The organism is Azorhizophilus paspali (assembly GCF_043587585.2).
GTDB classification, from domain to species: domain Bacteria; phylum Pseudomonadota; class Gammaproteobacteria; order Pseudomonadales; family Pseudomonadaceae; genus Azotobacter; species Azotobacter paspali.
Genome location: NZ_CP171449.1, coordinates 1997501 through 2017463 on the forward strand (window position 1 = coordinate 1997501; position 19963 = coordinate 2017463).

Genomic DNA, 19963 nt, shown 5'->3' on the forward strand with positions numbered 1-19963 from the left:
GGATGACGTCAAGTCATCATGGCCCTTACGGCCAGGGCTACACACGTGCTACAATGGTCGGTACAAAGGGTTGCCAAGTCGCGAGGCGGAGCCAATCCCAGAAAACCGATCGTAGTCCGGATCGCAGTCTGCAACTCGACTGCGTGAAGTCGGAATCGCTAGTAATCGCGAATCAGAATGTCGCGGTGAATACGTTCCCGGGCCTTGTACACACCGCCCGTCACACCATGGGAGTGGGTTGCTCCAGAAGTAGCTAGTCTAACCCTCGGGAGGACGGTTACCACGGAGTGATTCATGACTGGGGTGAAGTCGTAACAAGGTAGCCGTAGGGGAACCTGCGGCTGGATCACCTCCTTAATCGAAGATCCGGCTTTTCATAAGCACCCACACGAATTGCTTGATTCCCTGGCAAACAGCGATTGGGTTTAGACCCGAGAGTGAGACGATTGGGTCTGTAGCTCAGTTGGTTAGAGCGCACCCCTGATAAGGGTGAGGTCGGCAGTTCGAATCTGCCCAGACCCACCAATTGTCACGGGGTGTGGCCAGTGTCGACCTCGCGCAAGGCAAGAGGGGCCATAGCTCAGCTGGGAGAGCGCCTGCTTTGCACGCAGGAGGTCAGGAGTTCGATCCTCCTTGGCTCCACCATCCACCACCATCGCTGAAAGCTTAGAAATGAGCATTTCCCATCGGGCGAATGCTGATTTCTGGTCTTTGCGCCAGAACCGTTCTTTAACAATTCGGGTATGTGATAGAAGTACGACGCGCCGCTCGTTTCACTGCGGTCGGCGCGGTCAAGGCAAATGTGCGAGTTCAAGCGCAAATGTTCGGCAAATGTCGTCTTCACACCAGCCAGGCACGGCCGCGAGGCCACAGATTGCTTGGGGTTATATGGTCAAGTGAAGAAGCGCATACGGTGGATGCCTTGGCAGTCAGAGGCGATGAAAGACGTGGTAGCCTGCGATAAGCGTCGGGGAGGCGGCAAACGGCCCGTGATCCGGCGATCTCTGAATGGGGAAACCCACCCGGCACAAGCCGGGTATCTTGTCCTGAATCCATAGGGGCAAGAGGCGAACCAGGGGAACTGAAACATCTAAGTACCCTGAGGAACAGAAATCAACCGAGATTCCCTTAGTAGTGGCGAGCGAACGGGGAGCAGCCCTTAAGTTGGCGAGGGATTAGTGGAAGGCTCTGGAAAGGGCCGCCGTAGCGGGTGATAGCCCCGTACACGAAAGTCCCTGGTCAATGAAATCGAGTAGGACGGCGCACGTGAAACGTTGTCTGAACATGGGGGGACCATCCTCCAAGGCTAAATACTCCTGACTGACCGATAGTGAACCAGTACCGTGAGGGAAAGGCGAAAAGAACCCCGGAGAGGGGAGTGAAATAGATCCTGAAACCGTATGCGTACAAGCAGTGGGAGCCCACTTGGTTGGGTGACTGCGTACCTTTTGTATAATGGGTCAGCGACTTATATTCAGTGGCAAGCTTAACCGTATAGGGGAGGCGTAGCGAAAGCGAGTCTTAATAGGGCGCCAAGTCGCTGGGTATAGACCCGAAACCGGGCGATCTATCCATGAGCAGGTTGAAGGTTAGGTAACACTGACTGGAGGACCGAACCGACTCCCGTTGAAAAGGTAGCGGATGACTTGTGGATCGGAGTGAAAGGCTAATCAAGCTCGGAGATAGCTGGTTCTCCTCGAAAGCTATTTAGGTAGCGCCTCGTGTATCACTGCCGGGGGTAGAGCACTGTTTCGGCTAGGGGGTCATCCCGACTTACCAAACCGATGCAAACTCCGAATACCGGCAAGTGCCAGCACGGGAGACACACGGCGGGTGCTAACGTCCGTCGTGAAAAGGGAAACAACCCAGACCGTCAGCTAAGGTCCCAAAGTCCTGGTTAAGTGGGAAACGATGTGGGAAGGCTTAGACAGCTAGGAGGTTGGCTTAGAAGCAGCCACCCTTTAAAGAAAGCGTAATAGCTCACTAGTCGAGTCGGCCTGCGCGGAAGATGTAACGGGGCTCAAACCAGGCACCGAAGCTACGGGTGCAGCGCAAGCTGCGCGGTAGAGGAGCGTTCTGTACGCCTGTGAAGGTGAGTCGAGAGGCTTGCTGGAGGTATCAGAAGTGCGAATGCTGACATGAGTAACGACAATGGGTGTGAAAAACACCCACGCCGAAAGACCAAGGGTTCCTGCGCAACGTTAATCGACGCAGGGTGAGTCGGCCCCTAAGGCGAGGCTGAAAAGCGTAGTCGATGGGAAACGGGTTAATATTCCCGTACTTCTGGTTACTGCGATGGGGGGACGGAGAAGGCTAGGCCAGCTTGGCGTTGGTTGTCCAAGTTTAAGGCGGTAGGCCGATCACTCAGGCAAATCCGGGTGGTCAAGGTCGAGAACCGATGACGAGCCTTCTTATACGAAGGCGAAGTGGTTGATGCCCTGCTTCCAAGAAAAGCCTCTAAGCTTCAGGTAACCAGGAACCGTACCCCAAACCGACACAGGTGGTCGGGTAGAGAATACCAAGGCGCTTGAGAGAACTCGGGTGAAGGAACTAGGCAAAATGGCACCGTAACTTCGGGAGAAGGTGCGCCGGTGAGGGTTAAGGGTTTACCCCGTAAGCCCATGCCGGTCGAAGATACCAGGCCGCTGCGACTGTTTATTAAAAACACAGCACTCTGCAAACACGAAAGTGGACGTATAGGGTGTGACGCCTGCCCGGTGCCGGAAGGTTAATTGATGGGGTTAGCGCAAGCGAAGCTCTTGATCGAAGCCCCGGTAAACGGCGGCCGTAACTATAACGGTCCTAAGGTAGCGAAATTCCTTGTCGGGTAAGTTCCGACCTGCACGAATGGCGTAACGATGGCGGCGCTGTCTCCACCCGAGACTCAGTGAAATTGAAATCGCTGTGAAGATGCAGTGTATCCGCGGCTAGACGGAAAGACCCCGTGAACCTTTACTGTAGCTTTGCACTGGACTTTGAGCCTGCTTGTGTAGGATAGGTGGGAGGCTGTGAAGGGGGGACGCCAGTTCCCCCGGAGCCATCCTTGAAATACCACCCTGGCATGCTTGAGGTTCTAACTCCGGTCCGTTATCCGGATCGAGGACAGTGTATGGTGGGCAGTTTGACTGGGGCGGTCTCCTCCCAAAGCGTAACGGAGGAGTACGAAGGTGCGCTCAGCGTGGTCGGAAATCACGCGCAGAGTATAAAGGCAAAAGCGCGCTTGACTGCGAGACAGACACGTCGAGCAGGTACGAAAGTAGGTCTTAGTGATCCGGTGGTTCTGTATGGAAGGGCCATCGCTCAACGGATAAAAGGTACTCCGGGGATAACAGGCTGATACCGCCCAAGAGTTCATATCGACGGCGGTGTTTGGCACCTCGATGTCGGCTCATCACATCCTGGGGCTGAAGCCGGTCCCAAGGGTATGGCTGTTCGCCATTTAAAGTGGTACGCGAGCTGGGTTTAGAACGTCGTGAGACAGTTCGGTCCCTATCTGCCGTGGACGTTTGAGATTTGAGAGGGGCTGACCTTAGTACGAGAGGACCGGGTTGGACGAACCTCTGGTGTTCCGGTTGTCACGCCAGTGGCACTGCCGGGTAGCTACGTTCGGAAGAGATAACCGCTGAAAGCATCTAAGCGGGAAACTCGCCTCAAGATGAGATCTCACCGGGGCCTTGAGCTCCCTGAAGGGCCGTCGCAGACTACGACGTTGATAGGTGGGGTGTGTAAGCGTTGTGAGGCGTTGAGCTAACCCATACTAATGGCCCGTGAGGCTTGACCATATAACGCCCAAACAATCTGTTGTCCGCCCCAGCAGGGTGGCCTGCAGAGGGCGCAGCCGACAGGCCGAAGATTTGGCTGGACCGCACATTGCCGGAAACAGGTTACTGCTATCACCGACCCGATTGGCTGTCGTGTCCTCGACACGGCGGCAACCGAATTGCTTGACGATCATAGAGCGTTGGAACCACCTGATCCCATCCCGAACTCAGCCGTGAAACGACGCCTCGCCGATGGTAGTGTGGGGTTTCCCCATGTGAGAGTAGGTCATCGTCAAGCCCCTTTTGCGAACCCCCGGACCGTCTCATCGGCCCGGGGGTTTTTGCTCGCCCCGGGCTCTCTACGAACCCGTCCCGCTCGATGACCTTTCACCCAAAGCCGTGTGCTGAATCGCATTATTCCAAGAGATCTGTTGTTATAGTTATGCAGTTATGTCGGATCTTGGCTTTGTAGAAAAAACCAGCAAACGAAGATAAGTAGATTCATGCTGGTTTTACTGATGAAGATTCATGGGAGTTTGGCACTGGAGGTGCGATAGATCCATGCTCAATGCTATGTCTCTTGCTTTGGTACGTAATGAGTTGTTCGCTACCATTGAGGGGGCCGAGCAGAGGCTTGAGCAGTTTATTGTCGAGCGCGAGAACGGCACCCTCCTTCAACAAATCGTTTTGGATTTACAGCAGGTACGTGGCACCCTCAGCCTGATCGAATTAGCTGGGGCCGAGTTGCTGGCCTTCGAGATACTTCAGCAAGCGATCGATATCCCTCTGGGTATCAACCAGAATCAAAATGGCCGTCTGGCTGCCTTGAGCAATGCCCTGTATGTGTTGCGAAGATACCTTGAGAACGTTGATGTCCAGGATCAAGGCCTGCCGGAAATGCTGCTGCCTGCAGTCGATGAACTGCGCCAAGCTGCAGGCTTGCTGCCTTTGCCAGAGAGCCAATTCTTCAGTGTCAGCCTTGATGTGTCCCTTCCTGCGTACCGTTCCTCCACAGGCCAGGGGCCAGGAATTCGGACTGATGAAGTGGCACGCTTGCGGCATATGTATCAGATTGGCCTGCTTGGCTTCATTCGTGAGCGCAGCTTATCCGTTAGCCTGGATCTCATGTCTCGCGCAATGTCGCGTTTAGATAGACTTTTCGTCAATCATCCTCAAGGCCGACTTTTCTGGATCTGCGCTGCTGCTCTCGAAGCTCAACTGGATGGCCGGCTCTTGCCTCGTAAGTCGCGAAAATATCTGTTTGCCCGCGTCGAGCGCCAGCTCAAACAAGCTCTGGCCTGTTCCTGTTATGAAGTTTCTCAAAGTTTACTACAGGAGCTTCTTTACCTTGTGGCTCTAACGGAGAGCTGCGGTCCGCGGGTCACCGAGTTACGCCGGGTATTTGACCTTGAAAAGTTACCATTTACCGATCAACTCTTGGAAAAAGAGTTCAGGCGCCTAAAAGGTCCTGGCAGGACGGTCATGCGTTCCCTGTCTTCTGCCATTCGCGAGGAGTTGGCTGGCATCGAAGATACCATGGATCTCATCGAGCGTGGTTGTGGGCAGAAGCATCATCTGATTGGATTGCAGGTCTCACTGTGTAAGTTGGCAAAAACGCTCACGATGGTTGGCCTGGTTTCGGTGGGTAATCTCTTGCAGGAGTTGTTGCCGACCTCGCTGAGCCAGTTGCTTGATTCGCAATTTCTTGCGCGCTTGGCCGAGGCTCTACTGCATGTGGAGGGGGTAGTTGCCGGTCTCGAGCACAGTGGGTATTCCCAACTGGAGGACCAAGAGCCGAATTGCTTCGTCAGATACCAATTAACCGAGGCGCGGATCGTTGTTCTGAATGAGGCAAAGACCACTCTTGTACTTGCCAAGCGAGCGATCACCGCCTACCTAAATTTCCAAGGAGAAAGGCTGTATTTGGCCAATGTGCCGGTCAGTCTCAATGCGGTTCGTGGCGGGCTCTGGTTTCTCGGGCTGGAGCATGCGGCGTCGCTGGCCGGTGCTTGTGCCGATTGCATCCGTTCCCAGATGCTGGACTCCCAGCAAATACCTACTGAGCCCACGCTTGAAACCCTGGCCGATGCTTTGACCTGCTTGGAGTACTACTTGGAGGGTGGTACTCCTGATAATCAACTTCATATCCTTGATCTGGCCACTGAGGCGCTGCGTGCTCTAACCTTGTCTGCCGTTGCCTGACTTGCATCGCTGTTTCGTTTTCATAATTATCGAGGGATTGCGCAAGCCTGTGTAGCAGTCTTGTCATAAACTGCATGTTGGTCCCGTTAGTACTGGATGTTTTACAAGCCGGCTATTAAGGGACAGGCAAGAGGATCCCTTCAAATGATGAGCCCGCATTGGAGTCTTGTAATGAACATCAAGCCTTCATCGGAAGGCTTGGCGCTAGCGCATTGTCGCCAGCGTTTCCTGCTGGGCCCACGAGGGCCGTTGTTTCCCTATCGACTCCTGAAGGCGCAAGGCTTGCCGGTGCTTGTCGAGCACGTGCTCGGAGGGGGCGACGGCGAACCTGTCCATCTGCTCGAGTTGGAAAGCCCTGTTGAGGTAGAAGGGTGTTCTTGGCGGACTCTGCGGCAGCTCATGCTTGAAAGCGATGCCAAGACTTTCCAATTGCTCGGCTATGCCGCGCAGATCGGCACTTGGGCTCGCCTGCATCGCTTCTGTGGAAGCTGTGGCGCGCCAATGACACTGTTGCCGGGAGAGCGGGCGATGCACTGTGTTCATTGTGAAGAACAATACTATCCACGTTTGTCGCCAAGCATGATTGTATTGGTCACTCGTGATGATGAGGTTCTCCTGGCCCGTTCGCCACGTTTCGCCGCTGGCGTTTACAGCACGCTCGCAGGTTTCGTCGAGCCGGGTGAGAGCGTCGAGCAATGTGTGATGCGTGAGGTGCGGGAGGAGGTTGGCGTCGAGGTCCGGCATTTGAGGTACATCGCCAGCCAATCCTGGCCTTTTCCTCATTCGCTGATGCTTGGATTCCATGCCGAATATGCCGGTGGTGAAATAGTTCCCCAGCCCGAAGAAATCGAAGACGCTCGCTGGTTCAGCCTGGTTGATCTTCCCTCATTGCCTTCGAAGTATTCGATCGCCCGTTATTTGATCGAGCTCTACAGAGCGCAACGCCTCGGACTCGAAGAACCACTTTTGCCGAGTTGAACCCGGCTGCCGGCTCGCTAGTTTCGACGGCTGCCGGCAGTGGGAAGGAAAACAGGTCGGCCCGCGGGGTTGCCGGACTCAGAGCGGGAACAGTTCGCTCAGTTTCATCGCCAGCTTCACATCGCCTTCCGCGCGTAACTTGCCGAACATGAAGGCCTGCATGCCGCCTATCTCGCCGCTGGTAATGCCTTTGAAGGTCTTGCTATCCATAACCAGCGTGACGTTGGGCTCCTCGGCATCGCCATGATGGACTTCGCAAGTGCCGTCCTTGATCACCAGATAGTGATTGTCGGCATCCTTGATGGTGAACTGGAACACGATATCCAGGCCGGAAGCGGCACTGGGATCAAATCTGGATTTCATGGTTTCGATGATGTCGGCAACAGAAGTCATATATTGCTCCTTTTCGAGGGGAGAAGTGTGCAGGGTAAAGCTTCGAAATTCACAGATAAGTGATGAGTTCCGGTGCCTGCATCGTTTCCAGGTGCGCACGGCTGTTGAAGGAAGCCAAAGTCACCTCGTTACCGTCGAATCTTAACTGGCTGAAAGATGTATTGGCGATCTGCCAAGCGAGTTCGAAGGCTTTGGGCGCGGACAAGCCAACAACCAGATGATGCAGCAGGGCGATGATAGGACCGCCGGACGTGAATACGGCAATGCGTGCCTGCGGTGCTGCATCAGCCAGCAGGCGATAGAGGCCGTCCTGGACTCGTGTACGGAAGCCATCCCAACTCTCCAGTGTTTCTTTCTTGTGCCTGCCGGAGATCCACTGCTCGATGACTTGGCCGAACAGTCGCTGGAAGTTGTTCGGCTGAGTAGCAGCTTGCTGCAAAGCTTGCTGCATGTCCTGATGGATTGGAAACAGGTCGGGAAGATGGGCTCGGATCACGGCATCGATATTGATCTCGTCGAAGGCCGGATCGGTTTCGATGGCGGGAATCTTCATGCCGGCGAGTCGAAGCTGTTCCAACGTCGCGCTGGCGGTGTGCTGTTGGCGCCTGAGCGAGCCGCTGATACAGCGGTCGAAACCGACCCCCTGGCGTCCTAAATGGGCGCCGAGCATTTCGGCCTGACGTCTGCCCAGGGGCGAGAGCACATCGTAATCCTGAGTACCGAACGAGGCCTGGCCATGTCGGATCAAATAAATGCTGCCCACGTCCATATCCTTGTAGTTATTGTTATTTCTCCGAGGTTAGGAGGGGCGTTGGAAGGCTGTCAATGTTTGCTACTGTATCGTCCATGGAACTCTGCTTCCTCCTATTGCGCTGGTCGGGGCATAGCCCTCTCGGTATGCTTGAGCGCTTCGACAACGCCTGAAGCCGGGCGTTTTGTTTGTGTCTTGAAAAAGGGGATGGCTGTGGAGTTTTTTCTCGATTATGCCGGTTTTCTGGCCCGGACCGTGACAGTGGTGGTGGCCGTTCTGGTGGTATTGGTCGCCATCGCAGTCTTGCGCAGCAGAAGCCGTCATCGGGGCGAAGGGCATCTCGAGGTGCACAGGCTCAACGATTTCTATAAGTCCCTGCGGGAAAGTCTAGAACAAATAGTGCTGGACAAGGAGCGCCTCAAGACTCGGCGTAAGGCGGAGGCCAAAGCCGAGAAGCGGGAGCGGAAGGAAGGCAAGACAAAGCCCAGGCTTTTCGTGTTGGACTTCGATGGCGACATCCGGGCTTCCGCTACCGACAAGCTGCGTCATGAAGTGACGGCCGTGCTGAGCATGGCTAAGCCCGACGACGAAGTCGTGTTGCGCCTGGAGAGCGGGGGAGGGTTAGTGCACAGCTATGGCTTGGCCGCTTCGCAATTGGTCCGTATCCGTCAGGCGGGCATACCCCTGACCGTATGCGTCGACAAGGTGGCCGCCAGCGGCGGTTACATGATGGCTTGCATCGGTGATCGGATTCTTTCCGCGCCTTTCGCCATCCTTGGCTCTATCGGTGTGGTGGCGCAGTTGCCCAATGTGCATCGGTTGCTGAAAAGGCACGACATCGACTTCGAAGTGCTCACCGCCGGGGAGTACAAGCGCACTTTGACGGTATTCGGTGAGAACACCGAGAAAGGCCGGGAAAAGTTTCAGGAGGACCTGGAAACTACCCACGAGCTGTTCAAAAACTTCGTTGCTCGCTACCGGCCGCAATTGACCATCGATAAGATCGCCACCGGCGAGATCTGGCTCGGGCAGAGTGCGCTGGAGAAGCAACTGGTCGACGAGTTGATGACCAGCGACGAATACCTGGCGGCGAAGGCCGGCGGTGCGGAGCTGTTCCAACTGCACTACGCCGAAAAGAGGAGTCTGCAGGAGCGTTTTGGCTTAGGGGCTGCCCTGGCCGTGGACCGCGTGCTTCTGAACTGGTGGGAGCGCTTGAGTCGAAGTCGCTATCAGTGATCAATGAGGAGGCCCCGCCAGAGCGGGGCTTCTTTCTTTTCGTGAAGTCGGAGTCTCAGCCCTGCCGGCGGCGGAACAGCGGAAGCTGATCGGCAGCGGCCTGATAGCAGACCGAGAAGTCCTGCAAGCTCTGCAGGGCGTCATAAGGATCGCGGTCCGCGCGGATGGCGAAGGCATCGAAACCGCAGCGCTGCATGAAGAACAACTGGTCGCGCAGCACGTCGCCGATAGCGCGGATCTCGCCCTGGTAGCCATAACGCTCGCGCAGCAGGCGGGCGCTCGAATAATGGCGGCCGTCAACGAAACTGGGGAAGTTCAGGGCGATGACCTTGAAATGACCGAGGTCGCCGGCGATTTCCTCCACTTCCTCGTCGCTGTCCAGCCATACGCCTAGGCCACCGTCGCGGACCTTCAGGGCATGGGCGTGTTCGCGCCATAGCACTAGGGGGACGATCAGGTCGTCGGCGTTGGACAGGCCCTCGAGCGTGACGTCCTTGTCCAGCAAATGCCAGGTTTCGTCGATCACCTGGCCGTTTTTAATGATTCGCTGCATAAACGCGCTCCTTGAACGGTTCGATGCCGATGCGGCGGAAGGTATCGATGAAACGTTCATCCTCGACGCGCTTTTCCACATAGACGGTGATGATCTTCTCGATCACTTCGGCCATATCCTCCTGTGCGAAGGACGGACCGAGAATCTGCCCCAAGCTGGCGTCGCGGCCGGCGCTGCCGCCGAGGGATACCTGATAGAACTCCGCGCCTTTCTTGTCGACGCCGAGGATGCCGATGTGGCCGATATGATGGTGGCCACAGGCGTTCATGCAGCCGGAAATATTCAGGTCGAGTTCGCCGATGTCGAACAAATAGTCGAGATCCTCGAAGCGACGCTGGATGGCTTCAGCGATCGGGATCGACTTGGCATTGGCCAGGGAGCAGTAGTCACCGCCCGGGCAGCAGATGATGTCAGTCAGCAGGCCGACATTGGGAGTAGCGAAACCCTGCTCGCGCAGTTCACCCCACAGGTCGAACAGGTGGGCCTGCTCGACGTCGGCGAGGATGACGTTCTGCTGGTGGGAGTTGCGCACTTCGCCGAAGCTGTAGCGCTCGGCTAGATCGGCGAGGGCCTCCAGTTGCTTGTCGGTGATGTCGCCGGGGGCGGTGCCAGTGGGTTTCAGCGACAGGGTCACGGCGGCATAGCCCGGTTTCTTGTGGGCGAACACGTTGCGCGCGCGCCAGCGGGCGAAACCCGGGTGCTCGGCATCGAGACGGGCGAGGGCGGCCTCCTGGCCTTCGAGGAGCCGATAGGCCGGATCGACGAAGCAGCGGCTGACGCGCTCGACCTCCGCCACGGTGAGGGTATTCGGGCCGTCCTTGATGTGGGCCCATTCGGCGTTGACCCGTTCGGCGAACACCTCAGGCGTCAGTGCCTTGACCAGGATCTTGATGCGCGCCTTGAACTTGTTGTCGCGGCGGCCATAACGGTTGTAGACCCGCAGCACCGCATCCAGGTAGGTGAGCAGGTGCTGCCAGGGCAGGAATTCATTGATGAATGTGCCGACGATCGGTGTCCGGCCCAAGCCGCCGCCCACGGAGACGCGGAAGCCCAGTTCGCCGGTTCCGTTGCGCACGGCCTCCAGGCCGATGTCGTGCACTTCGATAGCTGCACGGTCGCCCGCGGCGCCGTTGACGGCGATCTTGAACTTGCGCGGCAGGAAGGCGAATTCCGGATGGAAGGTGGACCACTGGCGGATGATTTCGCACCAGGGGCGCGGGTCCACCAACTCGTCATGCGCCACCCCGGCGAACTGGTCGGTCGTGGTGTTGCGGATGCAGTTGCCGCTGGTCTGGATGGCATGCATCTGCACCGTCGCCAGTTCGGCGAGGATGTCCGGGACATCCTCCAGCTCCGGCCAGTTGAATTGCACGTTCTGCCGGGTGCTGATATGGGCATAGCCCTTGTCGTAGTCGCGGGCGATCCGGGCCAGCTTGCGCAGTTGCGGGGAGGAGAGCAGTCCGTAGGGCACAGCCACACGCAGCATGGGAGCGTAGCGCTGGATGTACAGGCCGTTCTGCAGGCGCAGCGGACGGAATTCCTCTTCGCTCAGCTCGCCGGCCAGGTAGCGGCGGGTCTGGTCGCGGAACTGGCGGACCCGGTCCTCGATGATGTGTTGATCGTACTGGTCATATACGTACATGAAGTGTCCTGTCGGTCAGGCTGCTTACAGCTTTTTTGCGCGCGCGACCGCGCACCGCTATTTCGGAGAAGCGGATTACAATATCAGCTCAGAGTTATACGTAAAAGTAATGTTTTTCTATAAAAATAGAGTTTTTTGTTATTGTAAGTTGTACGGACGTACTCTAGGGCAAGTCCGGGCCGAAGCGGCTTCCGGCCGAGACGAAAATGGGCCGTTCAAGACTGGGCCAGATGCAGGATCAGCCTGACTACCCCGATCAGGATCAGCACGAACAGGATGGTGGACCCTATACCGAGCAGGATGAAATGGCTCGGCTTGCCCCTGGAAAAGTCCCGTGCCCGATTCTCGCCGCTCTGCACGCCGAGGGCGGCGGCCAGCACGCTGCGCAGCATCTGCCGGAGGGTCAGGGGTTTGTCGTCGTCGTGCTTGTCGTCCATGGGCTCCAGCCTCAAAGCAGCGGGCGCCGGTAGCCGCCCGGTATGCCCTTCTTCGACAGCACGTACTGCCAGAGCTGGATGTCTCGGGCGCGGAAAGCGCCGGCACAGGACAGCAGGTAGTAGCGCCACATGCGCCGGAATCTTTCGCCCAGTTCGGCGGCGAAGCGCGGCCAGGCCGCCTCGAAGTTGGCATGCCAAGCCATCAGGGTCCTGTCGTAGTCGGCACCGAAGTTGTGCAGATCCTCGAGCACTAAAAGACCATCCAGCGCGTCGCCGATCTGCCCGAGGGAAGGCAGGTCGCCATTGGGGAAGATGTAGCGGTCGATCCAGGGGTCGGGAGTCGAGTGGCGCCGGTTCTTGCCGATGGTATGCAGGAGCAGCAGGCCATCGTCGGCCAGGCAGCGGGCGGCGACTTCGAAGAAGCGACGGTGGTTCTTGCGCCCCACGTGTTCGAACATGCCGACGCTGACGATGCGGTCGAAGCGCCCTTGGATCTCGCGATAGTCCTGCAGGCGGAATTCCACGGGCAGCCTGGCGTAACGTTCCCGGGCCAGGGCCTGCTGTTCCCGGGAGATGGTCACCCCGACGCACTGTACGCCGTAGCGTTCCGCGGCATAGCCCATGAAGCTGCCCCAGCCGCAGCCGATGTCGAGCACCCGCATACCCCGTTCCAGGCCGAGCTTGCGGCAGATCAGCTCGAGCTTAGCCTCCTGGGCTTCGGCCAGATCGCCGGCATCTTTCCAGTAGCCGCAGGTGTAGGTCATGCGCGGATCGAGCATGGCCGCGTAGAAATCGTTGCCGAGATCGTAGTGGGTCTCGCCGACCTTCCAGGCGCGTCGGCGGTTCTGCCGGTTGAGCAGGCGCGAGCGCAGGGTGTAAAAGATCAGTCGTGCCGGCCTCACCTGGCGGTCGATGTCGGCGCGCAGCAGGCGGAAGAAGAACTCGTCCAGCCGTTCCGCCTCCCAGGCGCCTTCCATGTAGGCTTCGCCCAGTCCCAGATTGCCCTGGGCGAAGACACGCTCGGGTACGCCGCCGGCCTTGAGCTGCATGTCCCAGGGACGATTACCGCCAATACGGATGTCGGCCTGTTGCAGCAGCTCGACCGTCAGGCGGTGCAGCCCGGAGTCTTGGGAGAGGTAGTCGGACCCTGCGTCGAATGTGAATTCTCTGCTCATGCTTATCCCATCCTTGCCTAGCTCTGGCGGAGCAGTTCCGAGTGGTACCTCGAAATCGAAAGCTGCCGGTTGCCGACCGAGGCAATGCATCCACGCAAAGTCAGATTAGGCAGGGACTGGCAGGACGGCCAATAATCCCTAGCAAAGACTCTGGAAAACCGCCAGCGAGACGGCCTTGCCCCAGCGCTGTCCGCCGCGTAAGGTGGCACCCCTGCCGGCCTCGGGCCGGCGACATGGAGAACGCGGTGCTCGGATTGAGGTCCGGCATAAATGGGAAGTCAGTCCAAGCTGACGCTGCCCCCGCAACGGTGGGGCCGTTCCACGGCCGAGCCCGACACCAGCCCGTTCTCCCGAAGCAGGTCGCGGTGGGCGGCCGTGCGGTCGCCAGCCATAGCCGTTCCGGGGCTTTGCCGCCGGCAGTGCGTCCGTTTCCTCTGCCCATCGCCTTTCGATCCGGGATTGGGCATGCCATCTCTACTTTTCCTTCGTCGCTTCGGCCTGGCTGTGCTGCTCGGGTTGCTCGCTCCCTGGGCCTCGGCGGCGCAACTGAATGCCATCGTTTCCCGCTACAGTGCCGCCGAGTTCGCCGGCGCGGCCGCACAGTTCCAGCGAGACAATCCGCAGTGGCGGATCAGTGCGCGCACCCCGGAGCAACTCGCCGAACTCGACGAGCCGGCGCTGCGCGTCTGGCTGGGCGAAGGCCGGGCGTTGCTCGGCGTCGGCCTGTTCGGCGCCGAAGTGGAGCGCCTGGGCGCGTTGCTCGGCCAGGTCGCGCCGGCGGACGGCTTCTTCATGCACAGCGAGCATGCCCTCGTGCAGCTCAGTCGCAGTCGCGGACAGCCGCTGTTCGATTCGCGCGAGATGGTCGAGACCCTGGGCCGGCTGCGCCCGCAGGGCGAACTGGCCGGCTGGATCGCCCACCTGCAGGCCGAATATCCGCGTCAGGCCGACTGGATCGCCGCACGCAGTTACTGGCAGGCCGGCGGCATCGACAATATCGCCGGCCTCCTGGCCTGGCTGGCGGCCCGGCACGATCCGGGCGTGGCGGTGCCGGCCGTGCGGGCGCGCCCGCCGCTGCGCTTTTACCAGCAGGGAGCTTTGCGCGGCGCGAACGAGCTGGCCTTCTCCGGCGACGCGCTGGTCGCTGTGATCGACCACGGTCGTGCCGACCGTGCCGGCGACCGCGAGCTGAACGACGCCCTCTGCCAGCGCCTGGAAAGCCAGGGCTTGGCCTGCGTCAGCCTGTTCGCCGACTGGGGGCCGGGCTCGCTGGCGGCGGCGCGCTGGCTGAAGGAAGGACGACACCCGCCGCTCGCCGCCGTCGTCGTGCTGCAGGATTTCGTGGTCGGCGGTGGCGAAGGCCGCGAGGAAGTCACTGGGCTGTTCGAGCGGTTGAACGTGCCGGTGCTCAAGGGCTTGCGTCTGGAGGATCGCGACGAGAACGGCTGGCAGTTGTCCAGCGACGGCCTGGCACGCGACAAGGTGCACTACCAACTGGCCATGCCCGAGCTGCAGGGCAGCGGCCAGGCCATGGTGCTGGCAGCCTGGCACGAGCGCCAAGACGATCCGCTGTCGGGCATCCGCTTCGGCGTCGCCGTGCCGCTGCCGGCCCGGCTCGACGCCTTCGCTGCGCGCATTCAGCGCTGGCACACACTGCAGCGGAAGGCCAATGCGGACAAGCGCCTGGCTATCGTCTATTACAACCACCCGCCGGGCCGGCACAACATCGGCGCGGATAATCTCGACGTACCGCAATCGCTGTTCGAGATCCTCACCCGGCTCAAGGCCGAGGGCTACGACACCGGCCCGCTGCCCGAGTCGCCAACGGCGCTGCTCGACCTACTGCAGGAGCGTGGCGTCAACCTGCCGGAGCAGGGCGACGCCCTGGCGGCCATGGCAGACAAGGTGCAGACCCTGAGCGCCGGGGATTACCGGCACTGGTTCGAAACCCTGCCGGCGACGCTGCGAGCGGAGATGGTGCAAGGACCATTGGGTTATTGGCACGCCCAACTGCGCCGCGCCCTGGACGGCGGCCGCAGCGAGATCGCCCGCGGGCTCTTCGAGAGCGGTTCCGGCGAACTGCATCACGTGCTGGACGGCGTGGTCCATCCGGCGCGGCAGCGCGCCCTGGATCTGCTGGCCCAGCTCGAAGCGATTTACCGCGCTGCCCTGGAAGCGCCAAGACAAGCCGACTGGGCGCAAGCCGAGGCACTGGTGCAGGCGCTCGCCGCTACCGGCATTGAGGGGCTGCGCGGCTGGGGCGAGGCGCCGGGACAGGTGATGGTGCAGGGCGAGCGCCTGCTGCTGCCGGGCATCCGCTTCGGCAAGGTGTTCGTCGGCCCGCAGCCGCCGCGCGGCTGGGAGATCGACCAGGAACTGCTGCATGCCAACCTCGTATTCCCGCCGCCGCACCAGTACCTGGCTTTCTACCACTGGCTGCGCGACGATTTCCGCGCCGATGCGCTGATCCATCTCGGCCGGCACTCTACCTACGAGTTCCTGCCGCGCCGGCGCGCCGGGCTGAGCGACGAGGACTACCCGATGCAGGTGGTTGGCGACCTGCCGAGCATCTACCCCTATATCGTCGATGGCGTCGGCGAGGGCATCCAGGCCAAGCGCCGCGGTCTGGCGGTGATGATCGACCACCTCACGCCGCCGCTGCTGGCCACTCCACTGTACGACGACCTGCTGCGCCTGCGTCAACTGATCGAAAGCTTCGAGGCCGGCAGCGGACAGGTAGACGGCCCGGCCCGGCGCGCGACCATCGCTGAAATCCGCCGGTTGATCGGCAGCGCCGGGCTCGAGCCGGAACTGCGCCAGTCGATGGCTGAGCCACTGGCGGCGCGTGGCATCGGGTTCGAGCAGGCCGACGACGACCTGCTGGTGCACGAACTCGGCCACTACCTGACTGCCATCCAGGAACGCTTCATGCCCATGGGCCTGCACGTGTTCGGCAAGCCCTGGCGGCAGGAGGCGGTGGACACCCTGGTCAGGTCCATGGGCGAGGGCGGCGAAGCCTTCCGTCCGGCGCTGGTCGACTCGCCGCGGGCTGAGATGGCGGCGTTGCTCAATGCACTGAACGGCCGTTTCGTCGCTCCCGGCAAGGGCAACGACCCGATCCGCACCCCTGAGGTATTGCCGACCGGGCGCAATTTCCACGCCCTCGACAGTAGCCTGTTGCCCAGCCGCATCGGCTGGCGCATCGGCCGCGAGATGGCCGCCAAGGCACGGGCGCGCCCGCTGCCGGCGGACGGCCGCGAGGCGCTGATCCTCTGGGCCTCGGACATGGTGCGCGATGAGGGGGCGATGATCGCCTTCGGCCTCGATCTGCTCGGCGTCGAGCAGCAGTGGAACAGCCGCGGCATCGTCGAGGGCATCCGCCTGCGCGAACTGGCGCCGGGCGAGCAGCGCCGCGACCTGCTGTTCACCACTTCCGGGCTGTTCCGCGACCTCTACGCTGATCAGCTAGCCCTACTCGAACGCGCCGTGCTACTGGCACTGAATGCCTCCGCCGAGCGCATCCGCCGCGACTACCCGGCCCTGCGCCCGGCGCTGGCCGAGGCGCTGGCACCCTTGCAGGGCGCGGGCGAAGGCGGTGGCGAGAGTCTGGAGGGCAACCGGGTGGCGGCGCACTGGGTGGAAGACGCCGCCGGGCGGCTCAAGAGCGGCCTGTCCGCCGGCGAGGCCGGGCGCCTGGCCGCGCTGCGCCTGTTCGGCGTGGCGCCCGGCGCCTACGGGGCCGGCATCAACCGCCTAGTCGAGCGTTCCGGCAGTTGGCAGGATCGCGGCGAACTGGTCCGCGCCTATGTCACCCGCATGGGCCACGCCTACGGCCTAGAGCGGCAGGGCGAGGCAGCGCAAGCGGCCTTCGCCGACAATCTCAAACAGGTACGGCGCACCTACCTGGGCCGTTCCAGCAACCTTTACGGGCTGATGGACAACAACGACGCCTTCGACTATCTCGGTGGCCTGAGCCTGGCGGTCGAGCAACTCGCTGGGCAGGCGCCGGAGAACTTCGTTGCCTGGCACAACGATCCGGCCCAAGTGCGCCTGCAGCCGCTGCCGCAGGCGCTGCTGGCTGAACTGCGCGGGCGCTTTTTCAATCCGGCCTGGATCGAGGCGCTGATGCGCCACAATTACGCCGGCGCGCGCACCATGGGCAGCGAGTTCCTCGAATACCTCTGGGGCTGGCAGGTGACCAACCCGGAGATCATCGGCGATAGCGTCTGGGAGGAGGTCAAAGCGGTGTACCTCGACGACCGCTACCAGCTCGGCCTGACCGACTTCCTCGAACAGGGACAGAACGTCCATGTGAAGAGCAACATGCTGGCATTGATGCTGGTGGCGATCCACAAGGGCTTCTGGCAGGCCGACGCGGCCACCGTCCGCCAGCTCGGCGAGCAGTTTGCCCATCTGGTCGACGCCCACGGCCTACCGGGCAGCGGTCATACCCGACCGGATCATCCGATGCTGCAGTGGCTACTGCCACAACTGCCGGCCGAGCTGCGCGCCGGTCTCGAACGGCGCCTGCAGGCCGCGCAGTTACCGACGTCCGAAGCCAAATCGCCGAGCATACTCAGCGAGTTGCAGCCGGCAGCACAGGACGAGGCGGCCGAACAGGACACGCAGGCCGACAAGGGGGAAAACCTGGCTCAGACGGTGGATGAGCACCTCTGGCTGGCGCTGGCCGGCCTGATGCTGCTGCTCGGCCTGGGGATCTGGCGCGGGCGCGGTCCGCGCGTTGCGAAAGGAGTGTGAGGATGCTGGACAGCGCGATCTTCGCCTGGATTCACCAACTGGTCGGCTGGCTGCTGGAGCCGGTCACCGTCGCCATGCTGGCGCTGCTGGCACTGGCGATCTGGGACATCGGCGTGGCCTGCGGCGAGCGTTTCGGCGGCCTGGTGCGCTGGCGCCTGTTGCCGACGGGCGAGGTCGAGCGGCGTGCCCGGCGGCGCCTGGAGCGTTCCGACCTGATCGCCCGGCTGGGGCCGATTCTCGGCCTGATGGGCACCCTGATTCCGCTCGGCCCGGGGTTGGCGGCGCTCGGCGAGGGCGACCTCAAGGTGCTCGGCGTAGCGATGCGGGTGGCCTTCGACGCCACCGTCATGGGCCTGCTGGGCGGCATGGTCGGCTTCGTGCTCGGCCGCCTGCGCCGGCGCTGGTATGACGAACTGTTGGATGCCATGGAGCGCGAGACGGAGGGAGCACGATGAGCCGCTGGCGATCGAGCCGTTTCGACGAGGTGGACACCGACCCGCTCAGCTCGGTGGCCAACCTGGTGGATCTTATGCTGGTGTTCGCCTGCGGCCTGCTGGTGGCGCTGGCCGCGCGCACCGACCTGCTGGCCCGGCTCGCTGCCGAGCGTCAGCCGCTAGCGGTGGAGCGCGGCCGCGAACTGCCGCGTCTGCCGGAGAGCGTCGAGGGGAGTGCCGGCCAGGGTCTGGAAAGTGTTGGCCAGGTCTACCGCGATCCGAAGACCGGCAAGCTGATCCTGATCGGCAAATAGCTGGCGAGGCTCCGGCCGCCGCCTCAGGGGCTGGTGGCGAACTTCAGGTCGGATGGCGACGGGAAGGGCAGGCTCTGGGTGATCCTGCCCGCCTTGCCGGTGTCTGGGTCGCGCTCCATGACGACGATCGCATTGCTGTTCTGGTTGGCGACCAGGATGAAGCGGCCGGTCGGATCGAAGGTGAATTCGCGCGGTTCTTCGCCCTGCACCGAATGCCGCGAAACCACGCTGAGACGCCCATCGTCCGGATCGATCCGCAAGACCACCAGCTCGTTGGCGGTGCCGCGGTTGGTCGCGTAAAGGAAGCGGCCGTCCGGCGAGACATGCAGGGCGGCGGCCTTGCTCTGGCCCTGGAAGCCCTCGGCGGTGAGCGGGACGCTCTGCTTGAGCGTGAGTTTGCCGTCGGCATAGTCGAAGACAGCCACGCTTCCCTGCATCTCCAGGGTCAGGTAAGCCTGCTTGCCGTCCCGGCCGAACACCAGGTGACGAGGCCCCGAGCCTGGCGGCAGCTCGACGAAGGGCTGCGCCTCGTTGGCGCTGAGTGGATGCTCGGGATGGGCCACCGGGTCGTAGCGGTAGACGTAGATCCTGTCGGCGCCGAGGTCCTGGGCGAACACATAGCGCCCGTCCGGCGACTCGACCGCCGAATGCACGTGGGGCGACTGCTGGCGCTCGGGATGGGCCTGGCTAGCACGGTGGGTCTTGACTTGGCTGACTGGCTGGAGACGGCCGTCGGCATCCACCGGGATCACCACCAGGGTACCGCCCGGATCGGCCGCCACCGAATAGTTGGAGACGAACAGGTGCGTACCGTCGTGGCTGACGCTGAGGTGTGTCGTTTCGCTGCCGAGCGACTTCACCTCGTTGATCTTTTCCAAGCTGCCCTTGGTCGTGTCGACGCGGAAGGAGGTGACGCGGCCGACGATGTCGAGCTGGCCCGGACCGTTCTCGTTGACTGCGAACAGATACTTGCGGTCGGGGGAAAAGGCCAGCCAACTGGGGTTTTCCGTTTTCACCACCTGCAGCGGCTCGCGGGAGAGGGTCCCGCTGCGGCTGTCGAAGTTGTGTATGTAGATGCCCTCGCTGGGGCCGGCGGTATAGCTGCCGATCCACAGCGGATAGGTGTTTTCCGTCGCCATGCCGGCGAAGGGAAGGGCTGCGAGCAGGCAGACTGCAGCGGCACGCTGGGGTGTAGTTTTTGTCATCTGGGGAATTCGCCTTCGAAGTCTTGTTGTTGTGACCGGGTCGTGCGCCGGCGTTGGCCGGCGAATAAGTGGACGGAATGTCCTGCTAGGGCGTGTCATCAATTGTTTCCCGCGTTGCCACAGA

13 protein-coding genes, 2 tRNA genes, 3 rRNA genes and 1 riboswitch (1 of these 19 only partly in view) are annotated in these 19963 nt (G+C 61.2%); of the genes, 11 read left to right on the top strand and 7 right to left on the bottom strand.

The window, feature by feature from the left end; all coding sequences use genetic code 11:
- From ACGI6K_RS09770 to nudC, 7 genes are all read left to right on the top strand, one after another.
- A 16S ribosomal RNA gene (locus ACGI6K_RS09770) occupies nucleotides 1-357 on the top strand (it extends 1179 nt beyond the left edge of the window).
- Between the two features lie 91 nt (nucleotides 358-448).
- Nucleotides 449-525: transfer RNA gene (locus ACGI6K_RS09775), tRNA-Ile, on the top strand.
- A gap of 44 nt (nucleotides 526-569) precedes the next feature.
- Nucleotides 570-645: transfer RNA gene (locus tag ACGI6K_RS09780), tRNA-Ala, on the top strand.
- A 245-nt stretch (nucleotides 646-890) separates the two neighbouring features.
- Nucleotides 891-3782 (top strand): 23S ribosomal RNA (locus tag ACGI6K_RS09785).
- 161 nt (nucleotides 3783-3943) lie between these two features.
- Nucleotides 3944-4059, top strand: a 5S ribosomal RNA gene (gene rrf / locus ACGI6K_RS09790).
- The 16S, 23S and 5S rRNA genes sit together here with 2 tRNA genes alongside, the layout of an rRNA operon.
- Nucleotides 4060-4322: 263 nt before the next feature.
- Nucleotides 4323-5963 carry a ferrous iron transporter B gene (locus ACGI6K_RS09795; protein WP_376946744.1) on the top strand — a complete coding sequence of 547 codons (1641 nt, stop codon included), beginning with the start codon at nucleotides 4323-4325 and terminating at the stop codon, nucleotides 5961-5963.
- A 147-nt stretch (nucleotides 5964-6110) separates the two neighbouring features.
- Nucleotides 6111-6941 carry an NAD(+) diphosphatase gene (gene nudC, locus ACGI6K_RS09800; protein ID WP_376946762.1) on the top strand — a complete coding sequence of 277 codons (831 nt, stop codon included), beginning with the start codon at nucleotides 6111-6113 and terminating at the stop codon, nucleotides 6939-6941.
- 78 nt (nucleotides 6942-7019) lie between these two features.
- On the opposite strand, the gene ACGI6K_RS09805 is transcribed toward nudC, so the two are convergent.
- Nucleotides 7020-7334, bottom strand: coding sequence for an SCP2 sterol-binding domain-containing protein (locus ACGI6K_RS09805; protein ID WP_376946746.1), 315 nt, complete (start codon nucleotides 7332-7334; stop codon nucleotides 7020-7022).
- Nucleotides 7335-7383: 49 nt separating this feature from the next.
- Nucleotides 7384-8097 (bottom strand): histidine phosphatase family protein, encoded by a 714-nt coding sequence (locus ACGI6K_RS09810; RefSeq protein WP_376946764.1) that lies wholly within the window; start codon nucleotides 8095-8097, stop codon nucleotides 7384-7386.
- A 201-nt stretch (nucleotides 8098-8298) separates the two neighbouring features.
- Between ACGI6K_RS09810 and sohB the strand changes: the two genes are divergently transcribed.
- Nucleotides 8299-9321, top strand: coding sequence for a protease SohB (sohB, locus tag ACGI6K_RS09815; protein WP_376946766.1), 1023 nt, complete (start codon nucleotides 8299-8301; stop codon nucleotides 9319-9321).
- A gap of 55 nt (nucleotides 9322-9376) precedes the next feature.
- Here the strand turns inward: sohB and ACGI6K_RS09820 are convergent, their stop codons facing one another.
- The 4 genes from ACGI6K_RS09820 to cfa form a co-directional block, all read right to left on the bottom strand.
- Nucleotides 9377-9874, bottom strand: a complete 498-nt coding sequence (locus ACGI6K_RS09820) for a DUF934 domain-containing protein (RefSeq protein WP_376946748.1) — start codon at nucleotides 9872-9874, stop codon at nucleotides 9377-9379.
- Nucleotides 9858-11516: a nitrite/sulfite reductase gene (locus ACGI6K_RS09825; protein ID WP_376946750.1), complete on the bottom strand. Its 1659-nt coding sequence runs from the start codon at nucleotides 11514-11516 to the stop codon at nucleotides 9858-9860. Before ACGI6K_RS09825 ends, ACGI6K_RS09820 begins: the two co-directional genes overlap by 17 nt.
- A 215-nt stretch (nucleotides 11517-11731) precedes the next feature.
- A complete protein-coding gene (locus ACGI6K_RS09830) occupies nucleotides 11732-11953 on the bottom strand; it encodes a DUF2970 domain-containing protein (RefSeq protein WP_376946752.1) in 222 nt (73 codons plus the stop codon).
- 11 nt (nucleotides 11954-11964) lie between these two features.
- A complete protein-coding gene (gene cfa, locus ACGI6K_RS09835; RefSeq protein WP_376946754.1) occupies nucleotides 11965-13128 on the bottom strand; it encodes a cyclopropane fatty acyl phospholipid synthase in 1164 nt (387 codons plus the stop codon).
- A 226-nt stretch (nucleotides 13129-13354) separates the two neighbouring features.
- Nucleotides 13355-13487, top strand: a riboswitch (cobalamin riboswitch).
- A 106-nt stretch (nucleotides 13488-13593) separates the two neighbouring features.
- Here cfa and ACGI6K_RS09840 point away from each other — a divergent pair.
- Genes ACGI6K_RS09840 through ACGI6K_RS09850 form a run of 3 tightly spaced genes read left to right on the top strand, consistent with a single transcriptional unit; the run spans nucleotide 13594 to nucleotide 18634 of the window.
- A complete protein-coding gene (locus tag ACGI6K_RS09840; RefSeq protein WP_376946756.1) occupies nucleotides 13594-17886 on the top strand; it encodes a cobaltochelatase subunit CobN in 4293 nt (1430 codons plus the stop codon).
- A gap of 2 nt (nucleotides 17887-17888) precedes the next feature.
- The gene (locus ACGI6K_RS09845) at nucleotides 17889-18341 is read left to right on the top strand and encodes a MotA/TolQ/ExbB proton channel family protein (protein WP_376946758.1); all 453 of its coding nucleotides are present in this window, start codon (nucleotides 17889-17891) and stop codon (nucleotides 18339-18341) included.
- Nucleotides 18338-18634 (top strand): DUF2149 domain-containing protein, encoded by a 297-nt coding sequence (locus ACGI6K_RS09850; RefSeq protein WP_376946760.1) that lies wholly within the window; start codon nucleotides 18338-18340, stop codon nucleotides 18632-18634. Before ACGI6K_RS09845 ends, ACGI6K_RS09850 begins: the two co-directional genes overlap by 4 nt.
- 23 nt (nucleotides 18635-18657) lie before the next feature.
- On the opposite strand, the gene ACGI6K_RS09855 is transcribed toward ACGI6K_RS09850, so the two are convergent.
- Nucleotides 18658-19839, bottom strand: a complete 1182-nt coding sequence (locus ACGI6K_RS09855) for a lactonase family protein (RefSeq protein ID WP_435576111.1) — start codon at nucleotides 19837-19839, stop codon at nucleotides 18658-18660.
- Between the last annotated feature and the right edge of the window lie 124 nt (nucleotides 19840-19963).